This window comes from Neolewinella aquimaris (genome assembly GCF_014197245.1).
GTDB classification, from domain to species: Bacteria; Bacteroidota; Bacteroidia; order Chitinophagales; family Saprospiraceae; genus Neolewinella; species Neolewinella aquimaris.
The window spans coordinates 233430-254001 of the sequence record NZ_JACIFF010000005.1; the positions used below are offsets into that span (position 1 = coordinate 233430).

At 58.9% G+C, this 20572-nt stretch carries 11 protein-coding genes; 8 read left to right on the forward strand and 3 right to left on the reverse strand.

What is annotated here, in order from left to right; translation table 11 throughout:
- Window positions 1–321 precede the first annotated feature (321 nt).
- Both GGR28_RS11150 and GGR28_RS11155 read right to left on the reverse strand, forming a co-directional pair.
- Window positions 322–1932 (reverse strand): SusD/RagB family nutrient-binding outer membrane lipoprotein, encoded by a 1611-nt coding sequence (locus GGR28_RS11150; RefSeq protein WP_221233869.1) that lies wholly within the window; start codon window positions 1930–1932, stop codon window positions 322–324.
- Window positions 1932–5240, reverse strand: a complete 3309-nt coding sequence (locus tag GGR28_RS11155) for a SusC/RagA family TonB-linked outer membrane protein (protein ID WP_183495866.1) — start codon at window positions 5238–5240, stop codon at window positions 1932–1934. The genes GGR28_RS11150 and GGR28_RS11155 overlap by 1 nt, the downstream gene beginning before the upstream one ends.
- Window positions 5241–5556: 316 nt before the next feature.
- Here GGR28_RS11155 and GGR28_RS11160 point away from each other — a divergent pair, with 316 nt between their 5' ends.
- From GGR28_RS11160 to GGR28_RS11190, 7 genes are all read left to right on the forward strand, one after another.
- Window positions 5557–6663, forward strand: a complete 1107-nt coding sequence (locus tag GGR28_RS11160; RefSeq protein WP_183495867.1) for a LacI family DNA-binding transcriptional regulator — start codon at window positions 5557–5559, stop codon at window positions 6661–6663.
- An 812-nt stretch (window positions 6664–7475) separates the two neighbouring features.
- The gene (gene clpB, locus GGR28_RS11165; RefSeq protein ID WP_183495868.1) at window positions 7476–10133 is read left to right on the forward strand and encodes an ATP-dependent chaperone ClpB; all 2658 of its coding nucleotides are present in this window, start codon (window positions 7476–7478) and stop codon (window positions 10131–10133) included.
- Between the two features lie 110 nt (window positions 10134–10243).
- The gene (locus GGR28_RS11170; RefSeq protein WP_183495869.1) at window positions 10244–11758 is read left to right on the forward strand and encodes a trypsin-like peptidase domain-containing protein; all 1515 of its coding nucleotides are present in this window, start codon (window positions 10244–10246) and stop codon (window positions 11756–11758) included.
- 92 nt (window positions 11759–11850) lie between these two features.
- Complete coding sequence (locus tag GGR28_RS11175; RefSeq protein ID WP_183495870.1) at window positions 11851–12273, forward strand: DUF2141 domain-containing protein; 423 nt, start codon at window positions 11851–11853, stop codon at window positions 12271–12273.
- 86 nt (window positions 12274–12359) lie between these two features.
- Entirely contained in the window at window positions 12360–15914 is a 3555-nt protein-coding gene (locus tag GGR28_RS11180; protein ID WP_183495871.1) for a PASTA domain-containing protein, read from the forward strand.
- Window positions 15915–15958: 44 nt separating this feature from the next.
- Entirely contained in the window at window positions 15959–18436 is a 2478-nt protein-coding gene (locus GGR28_RS11185) for a T9SS type A sorting domain-containing protein (RefSeq protein ID WP_183495872.1), read from the forward strand.
- A 55-nt stretch (window positions 18437–18491) separates the two neighbouring features.
- Complete coding sequence (locus GGR28_RS11190) at window positions 18492–18785, forward strand: rhodanese-like domain-containing protein (protein WP_183495873.1); 294 nt, start codon at window positions 18492–18494, stop codon at window positions 18783–18785.
- Between the two features lie 12 nt (window positions 18786–18797).
- On the opposite strand, the gene GGR28_RS11195 is transcribed toward GGR28_RS11190, so the two are convergent.
- Window positions 18798–19304, reverse strand: coding sequence for an SPOR domain-containing protein (locus GGR28_RS11195; protein WP_183495874.1), 507 nt, complete (start codon window positions 19302–19304; stop codon window positions 18798–18800).
- A gap of 193 nt (window positions 19305–19497) precedes the next feature.
- Between GGR28_RS11195 and GGR28_RS11200 the strand changes: the two genes are divergently transcribed.
- Window positions 19498–20556 carry a beta/alpha barrel domain-containing protein gene (locus GGR28_RS11200; protein ID WP_183495875.1) on the forward strand — a complete coding sequence of 353 codons (1059 nt, stop codon included), beginning with the start codon at window positions 19498–19500 and terminating at the stop codon, window positions 20554–20556.
- Window positions 20557–20572: the final 16 nt, after the last annotated feature.

Genomic DNA, 20572 nt, shown 5'->3' on the forward strand with positions numbered 1-20572 from the left:
TCCCCGTCGTCGGCCGACCGAGGCACGAGGCTCGTCCGCCGACTAAACGGGGAAGCACAGTAAGACTCATTGCGGCGGCGCGCAGGAGCAAGGTAACCCCGGCTCACTCGGCGGACGACTTGGAGTCGGCCGACGAGTGAGCCGTCGTCGGCCGACCGAGGCACGAGGCTCGTCCGCCGACTAAACGGGGAAGCACTGTGGCACTTATTGCGGCGGCGCGCAGGAGCAAGGTAATTCCGGCTCACTCGGCGGACGACTTGGAGTCGGCCGACGAGTTCACCGTCGTCGCCCGCCGAGTGAGCCGTCGGCCGACCATTCTACTTACCTCACATCCCAGAACAGCTTGGTCGACAAATTATCCATGCTGCTCACCTCGGCGTAGTTGGGGTTGAAGCTGATTTCCCGGCCGGAGATGCCCCAGCGGTTTGGAGGAAGCGTCTGTACGGAAGAGTTGTCGTTCCAGAACTCGAGTTGGGGATAGTCCAGGCGGCGGACCTCCGCCCAGTTCTGGTAGGGCTGAATGATGTTGAAGTGCAGCCATTTCTGCTGGGCGATCAACTGTAGTTTCTGGTCAGTGGATAGGCCGGCCGTCATCATGACCGGCTCGGAATCGATGAGCGCCTGGTACTCCTCGTCGGATACGGACTCGACGGTCACGCCGTTCGCCGCGGTGCTGATGGAGTTGGCGTGTAGGTAAAAGTCGATCGACTGCCGGATGCCCCTTTCGTACGCTTCCACGGCCGCGTCACCGTTGTCGGTTCTGGCATAATATTCGGCCTTCAGGAAACTGACTTCCGCTGCGTTGAACAGTACCCCGGGGAAATATTCATTCTCGCTGAATGTCTTGCGGTTGTAGTAGGCGATCATGCCATCGTTGACCATGCTCTGCTGGGCCGTGCCGTCCATCATGGGGTCCAGGCCGGTGAATTCGCCGTCGGCCGCGGTACCCGGCTCGAACAGGATCTCCAGGCGAGGGTCGTCGCTGGCCTTCAGAAAGTCGATCATGATCTTACTGGCGTCGTCGCCGTCCCAGCCTGCAGAATTAATTCCCCCCTGGAAGCCCCGGGCACTGATGGCGGAGCTGGGGTCAAATACGTCGATCATGCTGTTCTGGGCGTTGTCCTCAATGACCGGGTAGCGGTCGGGATTAGAGACAATCTCCTCCAGTTCGGCCATTGCCCGGGCGGAAAACTCCGGTGCCTCCACGACCCGCATCAGCATACGCATGCGCAGCGAGTTGGTGAACCTTCTCCACAGGTCCACGTCGCCATTGTTGATCAGGTCCTGATTGCGGAAGGAGGCAGCCGTGCTGGCGGATAGCTCAACGGATTGCATCGCGTCGGCGATAGCCTTCAGGTCATCCAGCATGAAGGAGTAAATTTCACTGCCCGTGTCGAAGGGGGCGTAGGAAGCGGTGTAGTCGCCGGCATTGGTGCTGAGCATGCCCGCTTCGAAGTAGGGCATCATACCGAAAAGATCAACGGCGCGCTGGGTCTCGAAGTGCATGTACACGTCTGCCGCCATCCGGAAGATCATCAGGTCGGCTTGTTTCTCGGCGTCCAGCATGTCGTGAACACGCTCCACTTCGCGGTACTGTGCCAGCACGGAGTAGTAGTTGTCCCAGAATGAGTTTACTCCGGAAGAGCCGGGAACGTACTGGCCGGGATCGTTGGTCCAGCCGATCGACTGCGTCCACGGATTAAGGGTGCCCATCAGTACGACGAAGTAGTTCCAGTAGTCGGGTACGACGTAATCGCGCCCCTCGACCAGCATACCGGTAAACTGCTTATCGACGGTGGTTTCGCTGATGCGGGCGGGATCGGGGTAGGCATCGGCAAAGTCATCCTCCGTACAGGAGGCGATGGTCAGGATAAGGCAGGCGCTCAGCAGGACGTATTTAATGCCCATGGTGGTTGGATTGTAGGGATTCATTAAAAGTTAGTTTTGAACTGGATGCCGAAGGAGCGGAACGAGGGGTTGTTTCCAGCGTTGTTTATGTTCTGGTACCAGCGGGAGCCGGCGGTGGTCTGCTCGGGGTCCAGGTCCTTGATGGAGCGGTAGATGAAGAAGATGTTTCTTCCGTAGACCGACAGGTTGGCGTTCTGCATCCCGATGCCGGAGATCCACGATTTAGGGAAGTTGAATCCCAACGCCAGTTCCCTGACCTTCACCCAGTTGTTCTCGTTGATGTAAAGCTCATAGCGCGAGTTGCCGTACTGCGGGCCGCCCCAGTTGTAGGTTCCGTTGTAGTAGCGCGCCTGGGAGATCACGTTGGTGTTGGGTTCACCTGTGGGCAGTACTCCCTCCAGCAACATGCCGTCGTTGAAGACCAATTCGCCGTTCGGACCCTGGTCCGATGTCGTCTCTACTCCCTGTCCTTCCCCGTCGACGTAGTAGCGCAGCCCACCGCGCTCGGCGTCCATGTAATTGAGGCTCTCCTCGGTCAGTCCGCGGCTGGTCATCCAGTAGACGCCGGTAGGCATGATTGACCCCCCGTAGCTAAAGTCAGCTACGAAGTTCAGGGTGATGTTGTTGTACTGAAGTCCGCTGACGAGGCCGCCTTCGAAGTCCGGCAGGGCATTGCCGTACACTTCCCATTCGTCCGCATTCAACTGGTAGAGGCCGTTAGGACCAACGATTCGCTGTCCTCCCTCGGTAGTAGCCACGGGGTGAGCGTAGATGTCGCCCATGGGCCGTCCGACCACCGAACGCACCTGGGCGGCGTTGCCGTCGAAATCGGCGTGGATCAGCTCGGTTGCATTGTTGGCCAGCTGCTCGACCGTATTGATGTTGCGGGAGAAATTGAGGGTGGTGTTCCAGTTGAAGCGCTGGCTGCGAATCAGGTCCGCGCTCAGGGAGAGCTCAATGCCCTTGTTGCGTAGCACTCCGATGTTGGTCAGCACGGTGGTGGCGCCGGAGCTGGTCGGGATGTCCACGGGCAGGATCTGGTCAATGATCTTACCGTTGTAGTAGGTGGCGTCAAAGCTGAATCTGTTCAGCAGGTTGATGTTGAAGCCGACTTCGAATTCTTTCTTCCGCTCGGGGCGGATCAGTTCGTTGCCAAAGGAGGAGCCAAGGTTGGTATAGATGACCGACGATCCGCCTTCCGACTGTACGCCCAGCGTATTCTGGTTGTAGTTGATGTTGGCCTGGTAGCGGTTCGGGTAGTTGCCGACGATGCCGTAGGAGGCCCGGAGTTTCGCGTAGCTGACACTCTTCGGCAGGTCGAATGCCTCGTTCAGGATCAGACTAGAGTTGACCGAAGGATACGTAAAGGTGTTGTTGCCGGGGGCAATGGTGGAAATACGGTCCCGGCGAACGGTTCCTTCCACGAACCAGAAGGATTTGTAGCCGAAGTTTAGGGAGCCGAACAGGCCGTCGGTGATCTCCGTAGCCCGGGCGGCATCGCCCCGTGGAATATCCCTCGAAGCCGACAGGTCAAACTTGTTTTCGGGGCTCAGCCCGTTGACCGTCCCGATCGACGTTTTGGAGTAATCGTACTTCCGGGCGGTGTAGCCGGTGAGAAAGCCGAAGTTGATGGATTCCGTCAGATCGATTCCGTAGTTCAGAATGACGTCGCCGTACAGCAGGTTTTCGGTGTAGTTGGCCATCGAGAACCCACCTCCGGGATTGTTGTATAACGCGCTCGGGAAGCGGGTGGGGTTCCATCCCTCCGATTCATCGGCCGTGTAGTCGGTGGAGAGCCGGCCCTGCAGATTCAGGCCTTCGATGATGTTCCAGCGCTGGGTGAAGTTGGCGATGATCCGGTTGTTGGATTCCCGCGATTGGTTTTCCCTCACGTTCCATACGTAGTCGGCGATCGCCGACTTGAAGCCGTTGTAAATGATGTTTTCGTCCGGCGTCGTGCTCTCCTGAGTCCCGGTGCGGAAGTAGTAGCCGTCGCTCGTCCTGTAGCGGTCGAAATACCAGTCGGCGGACTCGAAGCGGTCCATCATTCCGCCAAAATTGTTGATCATCCGGTCCACCTTGTAGGGCCGGTTCTTGGTGGACTGGTTGATGTAGCGAACGTTGAGGGAGGAGGTCAGCCGGTCGTTGATCTCGTAATTCGAGGTAAAGGTCAAAATGTTCCTTTCGTTCTTGGAGCCGAGCGAGACCATTTCATTGTCCTGACGCGTGAGCGAAACCCGGAAACTGAAATCTTCCGTCCCCTTGGAAACGGCCAGGTTGAAGTTTGAGCTCAGGGCATTCTGGAACAGGTCGGCGTAGCTGCTCTCGGCGGAAACGTAGGGGCGCACCACGCCATCCCAGGCCATCACCGGGTTGCCGTCGAAGTTCGGACCGTAGTTCACGCTGGTGTTGATCAGTCCGCGGGTATCGCCGACCCCATCGCCGTCCGTATCGTACTCGATGAAGCGGTCTGCTCCCTGCCCCGCATCGGCCAGCGATAAGGGGTAACCGGGCCCCCTGACGTTCTGGTACCGGGGGAGGTAAGCGATCCGGTCGGTATTAATGGATGCGTTGAATTCCACGCCCAGGCCCTGGTTGAACTTGCCCTTTTTGGTCGTGATAAGGATCACCCCGTTCACGGCGTCGGAGCCGTAAAGGGCGGCTGCGGAAGCTCCCTTCAACACGGAAATGTTGGCAATGTCCTCGGGATTGATGTCCAGCAAACCGTTTCCGCGGATCCGCTGGTCGCCCCAGAAGTTACTGTTGTTGAACTCGCCGTTGCGGATCGGCACGCCATCCAGTACGATCAGCGGCTGGGTGTTGCCGGTGATGGACGACTGTCCCCGAATGTTGATGTTGATGCCGCTGGTCGCGCCACCGGGGGTAGAGCGAATCGAAACACCCGGCGCTTTCCCGTATAGGGCGGAGGCAAAGTTCGTCACCTGCGTTTTGGTGATGTCCTCGGTGCCGAGCTCGACGGTAGCGTAGCCCAGCGCCTTCCGTTCGCGTGAAACGCCGAGGGCCGTTACCACCACCTCGTCGATGTTGGTACCCTGGTTGAGAGTGACATTAATAACGGACTGTCCGTTCACTTCAACTTCCTGCATCCCAAAGCCGATGTAGGAGAACCGAAGGACGGGGTTCTCACCTGTTGGAGTGATGGAATAGGCACCGTCCAGATCAGTAACGGTGCCGATCGTAGTGCCGACTTCCAGAATGTTGGCTCCGATCAGTGGATTGCCCTCGGCATCGATCACCGTTCCGGTCACCGTCTGAGCCAGGCACGGCCCGAGGGCGGGCAGTGCGAGAAGGAGTGTCAATAGTAGTCTCATGCGCTAGTGATTGAGTAAAATCGTTAGGTGCGTTAAGGTTAACGCAGCAATCCTTTACTTGAAGAGGAATCAAGTGCGTTAAGGTACACGCAATGTAATAATTTTTTATCTTGCAATTTTAAATGAATTGAACCGATCGTGAAATTTTGTCTTAACGGATAGAATAACTGATGATCGGGTAACGTAATCGCTACACCGCCTCATTCCCTGTTCTTTTGATCCGTGAAATCGGTCGGCACCCGCTACTGCGTAACTGTATTACTGCCGTGATGTACCACCTCTAGCCGCAGCCGGTCTTGACAACGAATTGATGTTCATGCATAGTAAAAAGCCAACTTTAAACGACATCGCAAGAAAAGCGAACGTCTCCATCGGAACGGTAGATCGTGCGATGAACGATCGGGGGCGCATCGCACCGGACGTCAAGAAGAAAATTCTGACCATCGCCGACGAAATCGGGTATAAAAAGAACATCTACGCATCGCTCCTTGCCTCAAAGAATAAGGTGAAAAGGTTGGCGTACCTGCTGCCGGCCCGGGGAATGGACGGCTACTGGGACCTTGTCCTGGACGGCATCCAAAAGGCAATCGATCACAATCCCATCGAGACCTTCGTACTGGAGCCGGTTTACTTTGACCTGCACGATCCGCAAGACTTTATACGGGCGGTCCGAAAGCTGAAACGGTTAAAGGCAGAGGTCTTGCTGACCGCCCCGCTGTTCGACCGGGAATGGCCGGAACTGATGCAGCAACTGGCCGGATTAAATATTCCCTACGTACTCATCAATACTTTTCCCGAAAAAGTAGACACCAATTACCTGTCCTACATCGGCCCGGATTCCTACCACAGCGGAAAATTGGCCGGTCGGCTAATGAACTACCACTGTTCACCGGGCGATACGGTCCTCATGATGCCGCTCGAAAAAGCCTACGTCAACGCACGGCATATGGTGGAAAAGCGGAACGGCTTTCACGAGTTTTTCCGTCACCACAACCCTTCGGTCAAGGTCATCACCTCAGAGTTCGCCGACTTCCAGGACGATCAGGCCGTCGACCTGTATTTGGAGCGTACACTGGCCGAGCACCCGGGACTTACGGGCATTTACGTGAGCGCTTCCCGCACCTTCGTCGTTGCCCGCTCCCTGGAGCGCATCCGCCAGAATCCCATCCTCATCGGCTATGACGTACTGCCGGAAAACGTCGCTCACCTCCGCAACGAAAGCATCCACTACCTCATCAGCCAGAACCCCAAGCTCATGGGTTACCTGGGCATGAAGGCCTGTCAGGAGTACTCTATCTACAACACCGTCAAAAACAAGAAAATCCTCATCCCGATGGACGTCATCGTAGCCGAGAACTACCAAGAAAACAAGGGCAATTTCTTCCTCGTCAACGATGAGCTATTGTCCATGACCGAAACCTAGTCGTCGGCCGACGAGCTCACCGTCGTCGGCCGACCGAGCTCACCGTCGTCGGCCGACCGAGCTCACCGTCGTCGGCCGACCGAGCTCACCGTCGTCGGCCGACCGAGGCACGAGGCTCGTCCGCCGACTATTCGAGGAGTCATCATCATTCTTTGGCGGCGGGGCGCAGGAGCAATGAAACTCCCGCTCACTCGGCGGACGACTTTTAGTCGGCCGACGAGTTCGCTATAGTCGGCCGACGAGCTCACCGTCGTCGGCCGACCGAGGCACGAGGCTCGTCCGCCGACTATTCGAGGAGTCATCATCATTCTTTGGCGGCGGGGCGTAGGAGCAATGAAACCCCGGCTCACTCGGCGGACGACCTATAGTCGGCCGACGAGTTCACCGTCGTCGGCCGACCGAGCCCACCGTCGTCGGCCGACCGAGGCACGAGGCTCGTCCGCCGACTATTTGGGCAGCCATCACCATTTTCTGGCGGCGGCCCGCAGGAGCACTGACACCCCTGCTCACTCGGCGGACGACTTTTAGTCGGCCGACGAGTTCGCTGTCGTCGGCCGCCGAGTAAGCCCTGCTCCCGCGCACCGCCGCCCTCTAAAGCTACCTGTAAAAAAGTCAGTATGCTCCTCAGGTGCACTGACAATATTTCCGATCGCGCAATCGGGTCTAGCATTTGCTTAGGGAAAACGCGTATCTTCTACTCCCGAAATTTACTGGTTTCGGGTACGGTAATGCGCTAACTTAACAACACCGAACTGCGGGATCCCGAGCGGATTTTTTCACGTGGATCCACAGCCGACAACCATAAAACATCTATGAATTTCAACAACTTCACCATCAAAAGCCAGGAGGTCTTACAGCGGGCCAGTGAAATTGCGGTAGGCAACCAGCAGCAATCGATCGACCCGGGACACATCTTCAAGGCTATTTTCGAGGTAGACGAGAGCGTGACGCCCTTTCTGTTTAAGAAACTAGGGGTGAACATCAATGCGATCAAGTCCGCCATCGACAGCATCGTAGCTGGTGTGCCTAAGGTTACGGGTGCCCAACAGGTGCTGAGCCGGAATGGCGTCGAGCTGGTCCAGCAGGCCAATGTCGTCGCCAAGGAGATGAACGACGAGTACGTCTCGCTGGAGCACCTCTGGCTGGCCGGACTTAAGATCAGCGACCCGGCCGGACAGGTACTAAAGGACGCCGGCATAAAGGCCAAGGAACTCAAACTCGCCATCGAAGAACTTCGGGGAGGTAAGCGGGTCACGTCCAATAGTGCCGAAAACGCCTACAACTCCCTGGAGAAGTACGCCATCAACCTCAACGAGCGCGCCCGGGAGGGTAAGCTCGACCCGGTGATCGGTCGTGACGAGGAGATCCGCCGCGTACTCCACATCCTGGCCCGCCGGAGTAAGAACAACCCCATCCTGATTGGAGAGCCCGGGGTAGGTAAAACCGCCATCGTAGAGGGCCTCGCCCACCGCATCGTTAACGGCGACGTACCCGAAGACCTGCGGGAAAAGGACATCTACAGCCTCGATATGGGTGCCCTCATCGCCGGAGCCAAGTATCAGGGCGAGTTTGAGGAGCGCCTGAAGGGCGTGATCAACGAAGTCACCCAGGCCGAAGGCCAGATATTCCTGTTTATCGACGAGATCCACACCCTGGTGGGCGCCGGTAAGGGGCAGGGGGCCATGGACGCCGCCAATATCCTGAAGCCCGCCCTGGCCCGCGGGGAGCTCCGCGCCATCGGTGCCACCACCCTGGCCGAGTACCAGAAGTACTTCGAATCCGATAAGGCCCTTGAACGCCGCTTCCAGCAGGTCACCGTCGACGAGCCCTCGGAGGAGGACGCGATCAGCATCCTGCGCGGCCTGAAGGAGCGCTACGAGACGCACCACAAAATCAATATCCTGGATGAAGCCGTAGTGGCTGCCGTGCAGCTTTCCGAGCGCTACATCACCGACCGCTTCCTGCCCGATAAGGCCATTGACCTCATCGACGAGGCCGCCGCCCGCCTGCGCCTGGAAATGAATTCCATGCCCGAGGAACTCGACGAGATCGAACGACGCATTCGCCAGCTCGAGATCGAGCGGGAAGCCGTGAAGCGCGAGAACGACAACGCCAAGATCGAGCGCATCAATCACGACCTGGCCAATCTCGAAGAACGCCGCAACGAATTGCGCGCCCAGTGGGAAAGCGAACGGGAAGTGGTATTAGGGTTACAGCAGGCCAAGCAGCGTATCGAAGAGCTCAAGAACGAGGCCATGCGCCTCGAACGTGCCGGTGAGTACTCCAAAGTGGCCGAAATACGCTACGGACAGATCCCCGCCGTCGAAGCCGAGCTTAAGGAATTCAATGATCGACTGATCGATATGCAGTCCAACGCCAAAATGCTCGTAAAGGAGGAAGTCGATAGCGAAGACATCGCCGAGATCGTCGCCCGCTGGACCGGCATCCCCGTCACCCGCATGCTCGAGAGCGAACGGGAAAAGCTGCTGCACCTGGAAGAAGCCCTGCACAAACAGGTCGTCGGACAGGACGAAGCCGTCGAGGCCGTAGCCGACTCCATCCGCCTGAACCGAACCGGACTCAGCAACCAGGACCGCCCGATCGGTTCCTTCCTCTTCCTCGGCACCACCGGGGTGGGTAAGACGGAGCTGGCCAAGGCCCTGGCCGATTACCTCTTCAACGACGCCGACATGATGACGCGCATCGATATGAGCGAGTACCAGGAGCGCCACGCCGTCAGCCGACTGGTGGGTGCGCCTCCCGGATACGTTGGCTACGATGAGGGCGGACAACTCACCGAAGCCGTACGCCGCAAGCCCTACAGCGTGGTACTGCTCGACGAGATCGAGAAAGCTCACCCCGACGTATTCAACATCTTGCTGCAGGTGCTCGACGACGGCCGCCTAACCGACAACAAGGGGCGGGTCGCCAATTTCAAAAATACCATTATCGTTATGACCTCCAACATCGGATCGGAGATCATCCGGGAGAAATTCTCCCAGATCAATTCGTCGAACGAGGAAGAGATCATTGAGGAAACCAAGGAAACGCTGTTCAACGTGCTGAAACAAACGGTGCGTCCCGAATTCCTGAACCGCATTGATGACGTGGTGATGTTCCGTCCGCTGAGTCGCAAGGACATTCGCCAGATCGTGGAACTTCAGTTGGCTGAGGTCCGTCGGATGCTTTCCGAGCAGGACATCGTGCTTACGGTCGCACCCGAGGCCATGGACTGGCTGGCCGCCGAGGGCTACAATCCCGAGTTCGGAGCCCGTCCGCTGAAGCGGGTGATCAAGAAGCGGGTTTTGCGCCAGCTTTCCAAGCAGATGCTGAGCGGCGACGTGAAGCCCGGTAGTCAGATCGTACTGGATGTGTTCGGCGATGTGGTTGTTTTCCGTCAGGCCCGTACGGGCGAGCGGACCACTGCCGCAACCGACGTGGCTGCCTCCTCCGAGACAGCGGCAGGTTAAATTTTGTTAAGACCGTTCGGCCTGACCAACCAAAAGTTAGGCTGAACGGTCTTCTTCCCGTGCATCCTTCCGGGATTTACCGAGTCATTAGAACTAACAGTACCTTCAAAATGAAAAAATTACTCTTAATCGTCTTCGTCGCCGTGTTAGGTGGCTTGATTGCCCTCGGTGGAGCTAATTATCTTGGCTGGGGCAACATTAAATACGTAGAAGTCGCCGGAACACCGACCAGCCTGACCAATTTTGCCAACGTAGCACCCGGTACCCGCGTGGTGCCCGCACCGTCCGACGGCTTCGTGATCGCCGCCGACCGTGCGCTGCCGGCCGTGGTCCACATCAAGGCAAGCAAACAGGCCGGCGGCCGCAGCATGCAGACCCCCTTTGGCCAGATCGATCCCGATCAGCTGCCCGATGCCTTCCGTGACCTCTTTGGCAACCCCGGCAACGGCGGTGAAATGCCCCTCCAACAGGGTAGTGGTTCCGGCGTGATCATCAGCAGCGACGGCTACATCGTATCGAACAACCACGTGGTGGAGAATGCCGAGACCCTCGAAGTGGTCCTGAACGACGAACGCACCTACACCGCCAAGGTCATCGGTACCGACCCAACCACCGACATCGCCCTGATCAAGATCGAAGAAACCGGACTTACCCCCATTGCCTTCGGCAACAGCGACGAAGTAAGGGTAGGAGAATGGGTCGTTGCCGTAGGTAATCCCTTCAGCCTCACCAGTACCGTCACCGCCGGCATCGTCTCCGCTAAGGGACGTAGCATCGACATCGTACGCCGCAGCAGTGGAAGCGACCTGGCCATCGAATCTTTCATCCAGACCGACGCCGTAGTCAACCCCGGCAACAGCGGTGGTGCCCTAGTCAACCAGAACGGTGACCTGATCGGCATCAATACCGCCATCAGCAGCCCCACCGGTGTATTCGCCGGTTATAGCTTCGCCGTACCCTCCGCGATCGTTAAAAAAGTAGCCGAGGACCTGCGGGAATTCGGTGTCGTACAGCGCGGCCTGCTCGGTGCCAGAATTCAGCAACTGAACACCGCCTTCGCCAAGACCAAGGACATCGACCGCGACAACGGAGTATACGTAGCCGAAGTAATGGACGGCAGCGCCGCCCAGGAGGCCGGTCTGCAGGAGGGTGACGTTATCCTCAGCGTCGACGGCGTAGCCACCCTGCGCAGCAGCGACCTGCTCGAACAACTCGGTCGCCACCGTCCCGGTGACAAGGTGGTCCTCAGTGTCGAGCGCGACGGCCGTAAGCGGGAACTTACCGCGCAACTGAAAAACTCGGATGGCAACATCAACGTCATCCGCCCCTCCGAAAAGCCCGTAGAGTACGCCTCACTGGGGGCTGACTTCGAGGACCTGCGCGAAGACGTGGCCACCGAACTGAAAATCGAGGGCGGCGTAGTAGTTGCCGACCTGGGCAACGGCCCCATCGCCGAGCAGACCCGCATTCGCCCCGGTTTCATCCTGACCAAAGTGGACGGCCGGAAAGTGAAGGACGTAGAACAGCTTCAGGGTTTACTCCGCAACAGCAGGGGGACGATCGCCCTCGAGGGCATCTATCCCGACGATCCCACCCGGACGTACAAGTACGCCATAGTTAAGTAATGCCTTATCCTCATTCAGAGGCAGGCCAACCGGCGCGGGGCGTCACCTTCCAGTAAGGTGGCGCCCCGCCCTATTTTGTCAGATCTTTATCCATGCCATTCCTCGTACTCCTGCTCCTCCTGCTTGCGTCCCCCCCGGGGGCGAACAAGACCGGCACGCTGGTCCTGCGGGTGGACCACATCGAGGAGGCCGTCGGCTCACTCTGGATCGGGATATACGAATCGGAGGATGATTTTCTCGATCGGGACAAGGCCCGGCTGGTCCGACATACGGTGACGACGACCGGCTGCGAACGGGTGGACATCGACAAGCTCACCGTAGGAAAACGGTATGCCATCGCCGTATTTCACGACCTGAACGACAACGGGGAACTCGACACCAATTTCCTCGGCTTACCCGCGGAGCCGTGGGCGCTGAGCCAATCGCTGCGCAGCTGGTTCCGGCGGCCGCGGTTTGGGGAGATGAGTTTCGTATTCGATCCCGACGTAGGGTTGCCCCCCCTGGTATTGCACTGATGGCCGGAAGCCGGGACGCACCCGCGTATTTACTTTAACTTCGCCGCTTGTACGGCACCTCCGCGGGCCATCGTTTAAACCAGCGTATGAGTATCAAAGTAGGTATCTTCTTCGGCGGTCCCTCCCGGGAGCGCGAAATTTCCTTCGCCGGGGGGCGTACCGTGTACGACAACCTCGATAAGTCCCTCTTCGAGCCCGTCCCGATTTTCGTCGACAGCTTCCGGCGTTGGCACCTGCTGGACTGGGAATACCTCTACCGGGGCAGCATCCGCGACTTCTTTCCTCCCGTCGCCCTGGCCCCCGCCAGCGCCCACGGATTTCAGGTGTACCAGGAAAGTATGGGGCCACAGGACGAACTGGCCATCAACGAAATGGGGGACCACGTAGGTCGCCGCATCCGGCGGGAAGAACTGCCCGAACTCATCGACCTGGCCTTTCTGGCCCTCCACGGCGAGTACGGGGAAGACGGTCAATTGCAGCGTGAACTGGAATACGCCGGCATCCCCTACACCGGCAGCGGCGTACGCGCCAGCGAGATCGGCATGGACAAAGCCCTCCAGAAGGAACTCATGGCGGCCGCCGGTTATCCCTCCCCACCCATTCTGGTCATCGAACGGGAGGCGTTTGCCGATAGCCCCATCGACGAATTTTACCAGTCCTCCGTGGAGCGAATCGGCTGGCCTATGGTCATCCGTCCGGCCCGGCAGGGTAGCAGCATCGGGGTGTACATTCTGCAGGAAGAGGAAGGTCTCGCCGGGTTCGAGCGCGCCGTCAGTGCCGCCTTCTTCCGCGAAAACCTATTGTTGCAGGACTACGCCGACCGCAGCCCGGCCGACCGCATCGAGTACGTCCGCCACGTCAGTGACCTACGCGACGGCATTGCCTATCCCATGGACGTGCAGCGCGGCGATCATCGGCTCACCCTCTACACCCCCGACGAACTGCACGACTATCTGGAAGCGGCGGTTGCCGACGCGTCCGGTTCCCCCCTGATCGTGCTGGAGGGCCACCAGAATGAGGAACGCGTCATCGTGGAAGGTTTTATCAGCGGCAAGGAGTTTTCGACCATCGTGCTGCGTAAGCCCGACGGTGGGGTAGTGGCTTTGCCTCCCACCGAAATCGTCAAGTACGAGGGCGAGCTTTTCGACTACCGCAGCAAGTACCTGCCGGGACGCAGCCGCAAGGTCACCCCCATCGATCTCCCGGCGGCGGCCATCGACGAGATCCGTCGGGAAACGGAACGGCTGTTCACGGAGCTCGGCTTCGCGGTCTACGCCCGCATCGACGGTTTTTACACGCCGGAGGGCACCATTTACCTCAACGACCCCAATACGACCAGCGGCATGATGCCCTCGTCGTTCTTCTTTCACCAGGCGGCCGAGATCGGCCTCAGCCCCTCCCAGTTCCTCACCTACATCATCCGCACCAGTCTGCAGGAACGGGAGGCCGACGACCTGATGGCCCTTCTGGATCGCGACTTAGACGAATTGCGGGCAAGCGCGGGAGCAAAGCAACGGGTCGCCGTGCTGCTGGGTGGGACGAGCTTTGAGCGCCACATCAGCGTAGAAAGCGGCCGGAACATCTACGAAAAGCTGAGTTCCAGCGAAACCTACCGGCCCCTCCCGGTTTTCCTGACCTCCCCCATCGACACGGAGCAGGCGGACGAGGATTTCGTACTGTACCAGCTGCCGATCAACCTCCTGCTGAAGGACAATGCCGACGACATCCACGATAAATTGGTCCACGCACGGGAACACCCCGCCATTGCGGAGATCCGCAGGTCCTGCGCCACCATTACCGACCGCTATGCCGACCCCGACGTAGTTTTCAAGCCGGTGCATTTGCCGCTCGCGGAGTTGCCGCAAGTTGCCGATGCCGTCTTCATCGCCCTCCACGGACGGCCCGGAGAGGATGGGCAGGTACAACAAAAACTAGACCGGCTCGGACTGCCCTACAACGGCTCCGGACCGGAAACCTCGGCCATCACCATCGACAAGCACGAAACCCTCAACGTACTGCGCGCCGGCGGCCTGCCGGTCACCGAGCAGTGGCTCGCACTGCGGGAAGATTTTCTGCTTAACGCCGAAGCCTTTTACGATCGCGTGGAGCAGCGTTTCGCTTATCCCCTGATCGCAAAACCGGTAGACGACGGATGCAGCTCGGCCGTCAAGCTCATCCGGCGGCGGGAAGAGCTGGTTGCTTACTGTCAGCTCACCTTCCAGCCCGGCGGCAATCGCGAGCGACAGGCCCGCAAGACCCTAAAATTAGGCAGCAAGGAAGAGTGGCCCCTCGGCAAATCGTCCATCCTCTTCGAAGCGGCCATTACCGCCGCGGGTGCCGAGAAGTTTCTGGAGATCACCGGAGGTATGCTGACCCACTACGACGGCGACGGCGAGTTGCGCTACGAGGTGTTCGAACCCAGCGAGGCCCTTGCCGGTGGCGAAGTGCTGAGTTTGGAGGAAAAATTCCTGGCCGGCGAGGGGCAAAACCTTACTCCGGCCCGATTAGCGACCACGAAGTACAGCTACGATCACGTGGCCTCCCGGGTGAAGCACGACCTGGAACGGGCCGCCCGCCTGCTAAAGGTAGAAGGCTACTGCCGCATCGATGCCTTCGTGCGGGTATTTGAGGACGGAAGGGTGGAGACCATCGTCATCGAGGTCAACAGCCTGCCCGGAATGACGCCCGCCACGGCCATTTTTCACCAGGCCGCCATTGCGGGTTACCAGCCCTATCAGTTCATCGCGGCGATCCTCGATTTTGCGAAAGAAAGACTGCGCCGGCGCTGGGCTTACGTACCGGAGGCTGCACCCACCGTGTTGGCTGCTTCCCCGACTTACACGGCACCTGCGGACCCGCCCGAACGATCCGCCGCCGCCCTCCTCTGGCTCAAAAACATCGGTGCCGCCCTGCTGTTGCTTACGGTCCTCTTCCTGCTGCTGAAAACGGGGCTCAACCTCTACACCAACCACGGGGAAAGCATGGTCATCCCCACCTTCGAGGGAATGCAGATCGATGAGGCCCGACGGGTCGCGGAACAGGAGGGCTTGAATATCGACGTGACGATCGGCGCCTTCGATCCGGCAAAACCGGCCGGTCTGGTTGTGCAACAACAACCCCGGGTAGGCAGTCGCGTAAAGAACAACCGCACGGTCTACCTTACCGTCCTCAGCGAAGACGCCCCCGACGTAGTGCTCCCGAGTCTGGTGGGCAATTACGACTACAACCAGTACGTGCGTCTGCTGAAGGTGAAGAACATCAAGTACCGCGTTCGGGAACGGGAGTTTGACGCAAAGCAGGAAGACGGGACCATTCTGTACCTGTACTACGACGACCGCAAGATCACCGATGAGGACCTGCGCGAGGGCGTGAGGGTGCCGATGGGTAGCACGATCGACTTCGTGATCACCCAGCGAAAGGGAGGAAAAGTGACGCTGCCCGATTACCGCTGCCAGCAGTACGGCACCGCGGAGTTTGCCATTACCGGCAGCCAACTGGTGATCGGCCGGGTGTCGGGAGATTTCACCGACCGCTACCAGGCCTACATCACCGGCACCGAACCGGTGGCGGGTACGGTACTGGAAACGGGAGCAAAGGTCAACCTGGTGCTGAGCGACACTCCACCGGATGGATGTGAGTAATTAATGGACGCGGCCCTCGTTTGAACCTTGGCTAACAAACACCTATGAAGTCTTACCTACTCCCCATCCTCCTACTGGTGGGCCTGCAGGGCCTTACCGCCCAGCGCATCGTGCCGCTGATGGAACAGCCGCAACTCCACGATCCGCACCGCAGCCCCGTAGTTTCCGCCCGGGCGGTCTGCGGCGAGCCCGACCTGGAGGGCATCGAACGAATTGTCGCCGGGGAGCAGGGAACCATCAAGATCGACCTGGATACCGTCGGCCTCGGAAGTGACCTGACCGACTACCGCTGCACCGGCTGCGCTACCGCCCGCTACGGCACGGCTACCCTGAGTGGCGACACGGTACTGTACACCCCAAACGCGGACGTACAGCAGGGGCTCGATACCCTGGGCCTGTACGTGTGTTCCCCCGGCGGTGTTTGTTCGGATACGGTACAGTTAGTCATACTAGTTCAGCGACCTGGCCGCACGATCGAACTGGGAAACCGGCTGATCCAGCCCGGCGCAAACGATACCGTTACCGTGCCTTTAGACGAGCTACCGGGAGGAGCGGTCTGCCGTACGATCGCCGGTTGCGCGGGGAACGACTACGGCGGACGGAGTCAGTTGAGCTACTTTACCCGGGCCTTCGGGCAGGGAAACAGCTTTGTGTACGAAGCGTCCAATTACGGGGGGACGGATGAAGTCTGCGTCAGGGTGTGCAACGAATACGGATTGTGCGACACGTACCGCACCAGCCTCACGGTCGACCGGCCTTCCGTAGAGCTGCCCTTTTTCGATGATTTCTCCTATGCAGGAGTGCGGCCGGAAGTAGCATTGTGGCAAGATGAGGACGTGCTGATCAACCGCAACTACGGCGTCCTGCCCCCGTCGATCGGCGTGGCAACCTTCGACGCGATCGACTTTAACGGCCAGTCGTACACCGGCGGCAGCAACCGGGTGGCCCAGCCGCGGGATTATCTTACCTCCAGTTCGGTAAACCTGGCGGGGAAGTCGGGTACGGTCCTGTCGTTTTACCTCCAGCCAAAGGGCCTCGGTAACCGGCCCGAGGTACAGGACAGCTTTTTGGTCCAGTTTCTCGATCCGAGCGGCGAGTGGAATACGGTATTTGCCGTGAGTGGACGTCCGACCACCGAATCCAATACCGTGATCAACCCCTTCACGGGATACCTCATCGACGTAGCGACCGAGTACCAGTACGACGGTTTCCAGTTTCGCTTTCTGAACCTGAGTACGGAGTACGGGGCCGTGGACAACTGGCACCTCGATTACGTAAAACTCAGCAATACCTCCACTTCCTTAATCACCCAGGACCTGGCTCTGGTCGAGGCACCCTTCCGGCTGGTAGCTCCGTACACCAGTTTGCCGGTACGCCACCTGCAGGCCGCCGGGCAGGTGTTGCTTGCCGATTCGATCTACCTGAAGCTCTGGAACCACCGGGCGGACGTTACGCCGGTGACCGCATCGACTTACCGGGTGGAGAACCTTGGGGAGCCCGCATTTTCTTCGGAGGCCGGTTTGCTGCCTTCCAGTTACTTCGGTCAGGACAACGGCATTGCCCCCGCCTCCGCCGAGGTGCGGCGGGCCACCTTCGAGCAACTGCCGACTTACCAGCAGATTCGCGCCTTTCTCTTCGGGCTCGATCCGGAAGAAGACTACCGCCTGTTGACCACCTACGACCTTACCGTTGCCACCGAGGATGCCGCCTTCGCCCCGGGCATCGTGCGCAACAATCGCGCGAGCGAACTCACGGTGCTGGACGATTACTTTGCCTACGACGACGGGAGTGCGGAGGTAGCCATTGAGGGGCAGAGCGGTAACGTTATCGTGCAGCGGTACACGGCCTACGTCGCCGATCAGCTTACCGGTATCCGCCTGCGCATTCCGCGGGGTCTGGGCGGGCTCGGCGATCAGAACATCAACTTCGTGGTCTACGGTGCCGGCGAGGAAGGGATGCCGGGGGAGTTGCTGTACTCCACCGAGGCGCCGGTGCTCTACGCTGAGGATTACTACCGCGACTCCCTACAGGCGTTCACCAGTTATGCGCTGGAGGAGGCCGTAGAACTTGGTGTGGGAGATTTTTACGTGGGGTGGCGACAGCCCGTAGCCAATCGGTCGTTGCCGGTGGGATTCGACCGCAACAACCAGCCCGTCGGCGTACAGTTTTTCGATGCGGGGGCCGGCTGGCAGGAGCTGGGCGGGGCAACGCGGGGAGCCATCATGATCCGACCCCTACTGGCGGGGGCGGAGGTACGTCCCACCTCCACCGAGAAAATTGACGTCATCACACACATTTTTGACGTTTTCCCCAATCCGACCAGTGAAACACTGAACATTCGACCGCTGGAAACGGTAAATATTGCAGACCTCAGCTACCGCCTCTTTGCGGCCAGCGGACAACTGGTAAGGGCGGACAGAGGTTCGACAGTCGTAAATATGGCGACCCTTCTATCCGGCGTTTACCTGCTTGAGTGCCGAATCGGAGCACGCACTAGCCGTCATAAGATTGTCAGGCGTTAATCTATTCCGGCGTCTTTGTTGTTGGATCACCCTTTAAGAAGTAACCAAACCGACAATGGAAGCAACCATAGAGGAGCTAAAGAAAAGGGAGACCGAAGGGAAGCAGGATTACGTATTGCTCGATGTACGCGAAGACTACGAGCGTGCGGAGTTTAACGTGGGTGGCATTCACGTGCCCCTTGGCCAACTAAGCATGTCAATGGACAAGCTTACGCCTTACCGCGACCAGGAGATCATCGTCTACTGCCGCAGTGGCAAGCGTTCGGCGATGGCGCAGGAGTTGCTGCGTCAGTCCGGATTTAAGAACGTAAGGAACCTGGAAGGAGGAATGCTCGCCTACCAGGGCTGAACCAACTTCCAGTTACCTTTTACGGTAAACCCGTGCTTCGAAACCGGCCGTGCGAACGCGCTCGGCCATCTGATTAGCTTCGGCGTAATCGTGCGACCGACCCACCAGTGCCACGGCGTAGGTACCCCGGTCGAATTTTGCCATTTCCGTCGCAGAAAATCCAGCTCTTTTGAGGTCGTTGACCCTAGCACGGGCGTTGATGACCTGACGGAAGGTTCCGGCGATGACCAGAAACCGGCCTTCCTCCGAGAATGCAGCATTTTCGGGGGATGAATTGGAGGAATCGGCTTCCGTGGCCGGAGAGAGTTCTTCAAACATGTGCTCGTCATCGGTTTCGCCGGCCGCTTGGATGTCATAGAAAGTCGCGGAATCCGTCCCGGATGCATTTGGCTTTGCGCCTAAAGTGTTGGTATCTTGGGACTTCGTATCCCGCGTTGCAGTAAAGGCCTGAGAAATCAACAGAGCGAGGGCCAACAGGCAGACGATCAGAATGACGGGAACGAGGATGGATGATTTCATCAGTAAGTGAGTTCAAAAGTTAGACATGAGCACTTACTCCTAAGGAAATAAGTACCCTCCCGGTTTAGGGAGGCGAAGTAAAGAATTTTGTCAAGTGTTTGCTTTTTGGAAAGACCGTTTTTAGAGGGAGTGCCGATTCGGCACTCCCTTTTTTTTGGCTAAACCATTCTTTTTGCCTTACGTTGGCTTGTGTATGTCCGAACCCTCTCCCGTTCAGTTGCCCGGTGCGGTGTCCAACGACCCTACGGCCCCCGGCCGGAAGGAAGACCACATCGAGTTGGCGTTTGATTCCCAGGTCGACCACGGTACCCTGGACGATCGTTTCGATTACGAACCCCTGCTGGCGGCGCATCCGGCCACCGGAAGCCTTCCCCCGATCAATTGGGGCGACCACACCATGCGTGCCCCCCTGTGGGTAAGCAGCATGACCGGCGGCACCGAAAAGGCATTCACCATCAACCACAACTTGGCCCGGGCAGTCGGGGAGTTCGGACTGGGCATGGGCCTGGGATCCTGCCGTAGCCTGCTGTACGACGACCACCGCTACCGCGACTTTAACGTGCGGCCCGTAGCCGGCTCCGGAGTACCCATCTTCGGCAACCTAGGTGCCGCCCAGGTACAACACCTGATCGATCAGGGACAGTTGGGCATGATACCCCAACTGATCGATGCGCTGGACCTCGACGGCCTCATCGTGCACGTCAATCCGCTTCAGGAATGGCTACAACCCGAAGGGGACCGGTTTACGGTTGCTCCCATCGTCACGATCCGCACCCTCATCGAGGAGCTCCCGGAATTGCCCCTCATCGTCAAGGAAGTGGGGCAGGGGATGGGGCCGGCCAGCCTGCGCGCATTGCTGGAACTTCCGCTGCTCGCCCTCGACACGGCCGCCAACGGGGGGACGAACTTTAGCAAGCTGGAACTTTTCCGTTCGGATGACCTGGCCCGGTCAGCCTACGGCGGATTGGTGCGTGCGGGACATTCGGCCACCGAGATGGTCCGGCAGATCAATGGTCTCACCATGGACGACACCCTGACCGTACGGTGCCAGAACCTCATCGTCAGCGGTGGGGTGCAGGGGTTTCTCGACGGATACTACCTTACCGAAATTGCGACCTTGCCCGCCATCTACGGCCAGGCCTCGGCCTTTTTGCGGCACGCCCGGGAAGATTACGATAGCTTACACCGCTACGTTGCCAGTCAGATCCGGGGTCTCGAGCTCGCTAAAGCCTATCTTCACCCGCGGCGCTAAACACCATACACCTCCC

Bases quoted from the DNA above. Each gene is read 5' to 3' on its own strand.
- GGR28_RS11155 (WP_183495866.1), bottom strand. From the start codon at position 5,240: ATGAGACTACTATTGACACTCCTTCTCGCACTGCCCGCCCTCGGGCCG.
- GGR28_RS11175 (WP_183495870.1), top strand. From the start codon at position 11,851: ATGCCATTCCTCGTACTCCTGCTCCTCCTGCTTGCGTCCCCCCCGGGG.
- GGR28_RS11170 (WP_183495869.1), top strand. From the start codon at position 10,244: ATGAAAAAATTACTCTTAATCGTCTTCGTCGCCGTGTTAGGTGGCTTG.
- GGR28_RS11185 (WP_183495872.1), top strand. From the start codon at position 15,959: ATGAAGTCTTACCTACTCCCCATCCTCCTACTGGTGGGCCTGCAGGGC.
- GGR28_RS11180 (WP_183495871.1), top strand. From the start codon at position 12,360: ATGAGTATCAAAGTAGGTATCTTCTTCGGCGGTCCCTCCCGGGAGCGC.
- GGR28_RS11160 (WP_183495867.1), top strand. From the start codon at position 5,557: ATGCATAGTAAAAAGCCAACTTTAAACGACATCGCAAGAAAAGCGAAC.
- GGR28_RS11150 (WP_221233869.1), bottom strand. From the start codon at position 1,932: ATGAATCCCTACAATCCAACCACCATGGGCATTAAATACGTCCTGCTG.
- GGR28_RS11200 (WP_183495875.1), top strand. From the start codon at position 19,498: ATGTCCGAACCCTCTCCCGTTCAGTTGCCCGGTGCGGTGTCCAACGAC.
- clpB (WP_183495868.1), top strand. From the start codon at position 7,476: ATGAATTTCAACAACTTCACCATCAAAAGCCAGGAGGTCTTACAGCGG.
- GGR28_RS11195 (WP_183495874.1), bottom strand. From the start codon at position 19,304: ATGAAATCATCCATCCTCGTTCCCGTCATTCTGATCGTCTGCCTGTTG.
- GGR28_RS11190 (WP_183495873.1), top strand. From the start codon at position 18,492: ATGGAAGCAACCATAGAGGAGCTAAAGAAAAGGGAGACCGAAGGGAAG.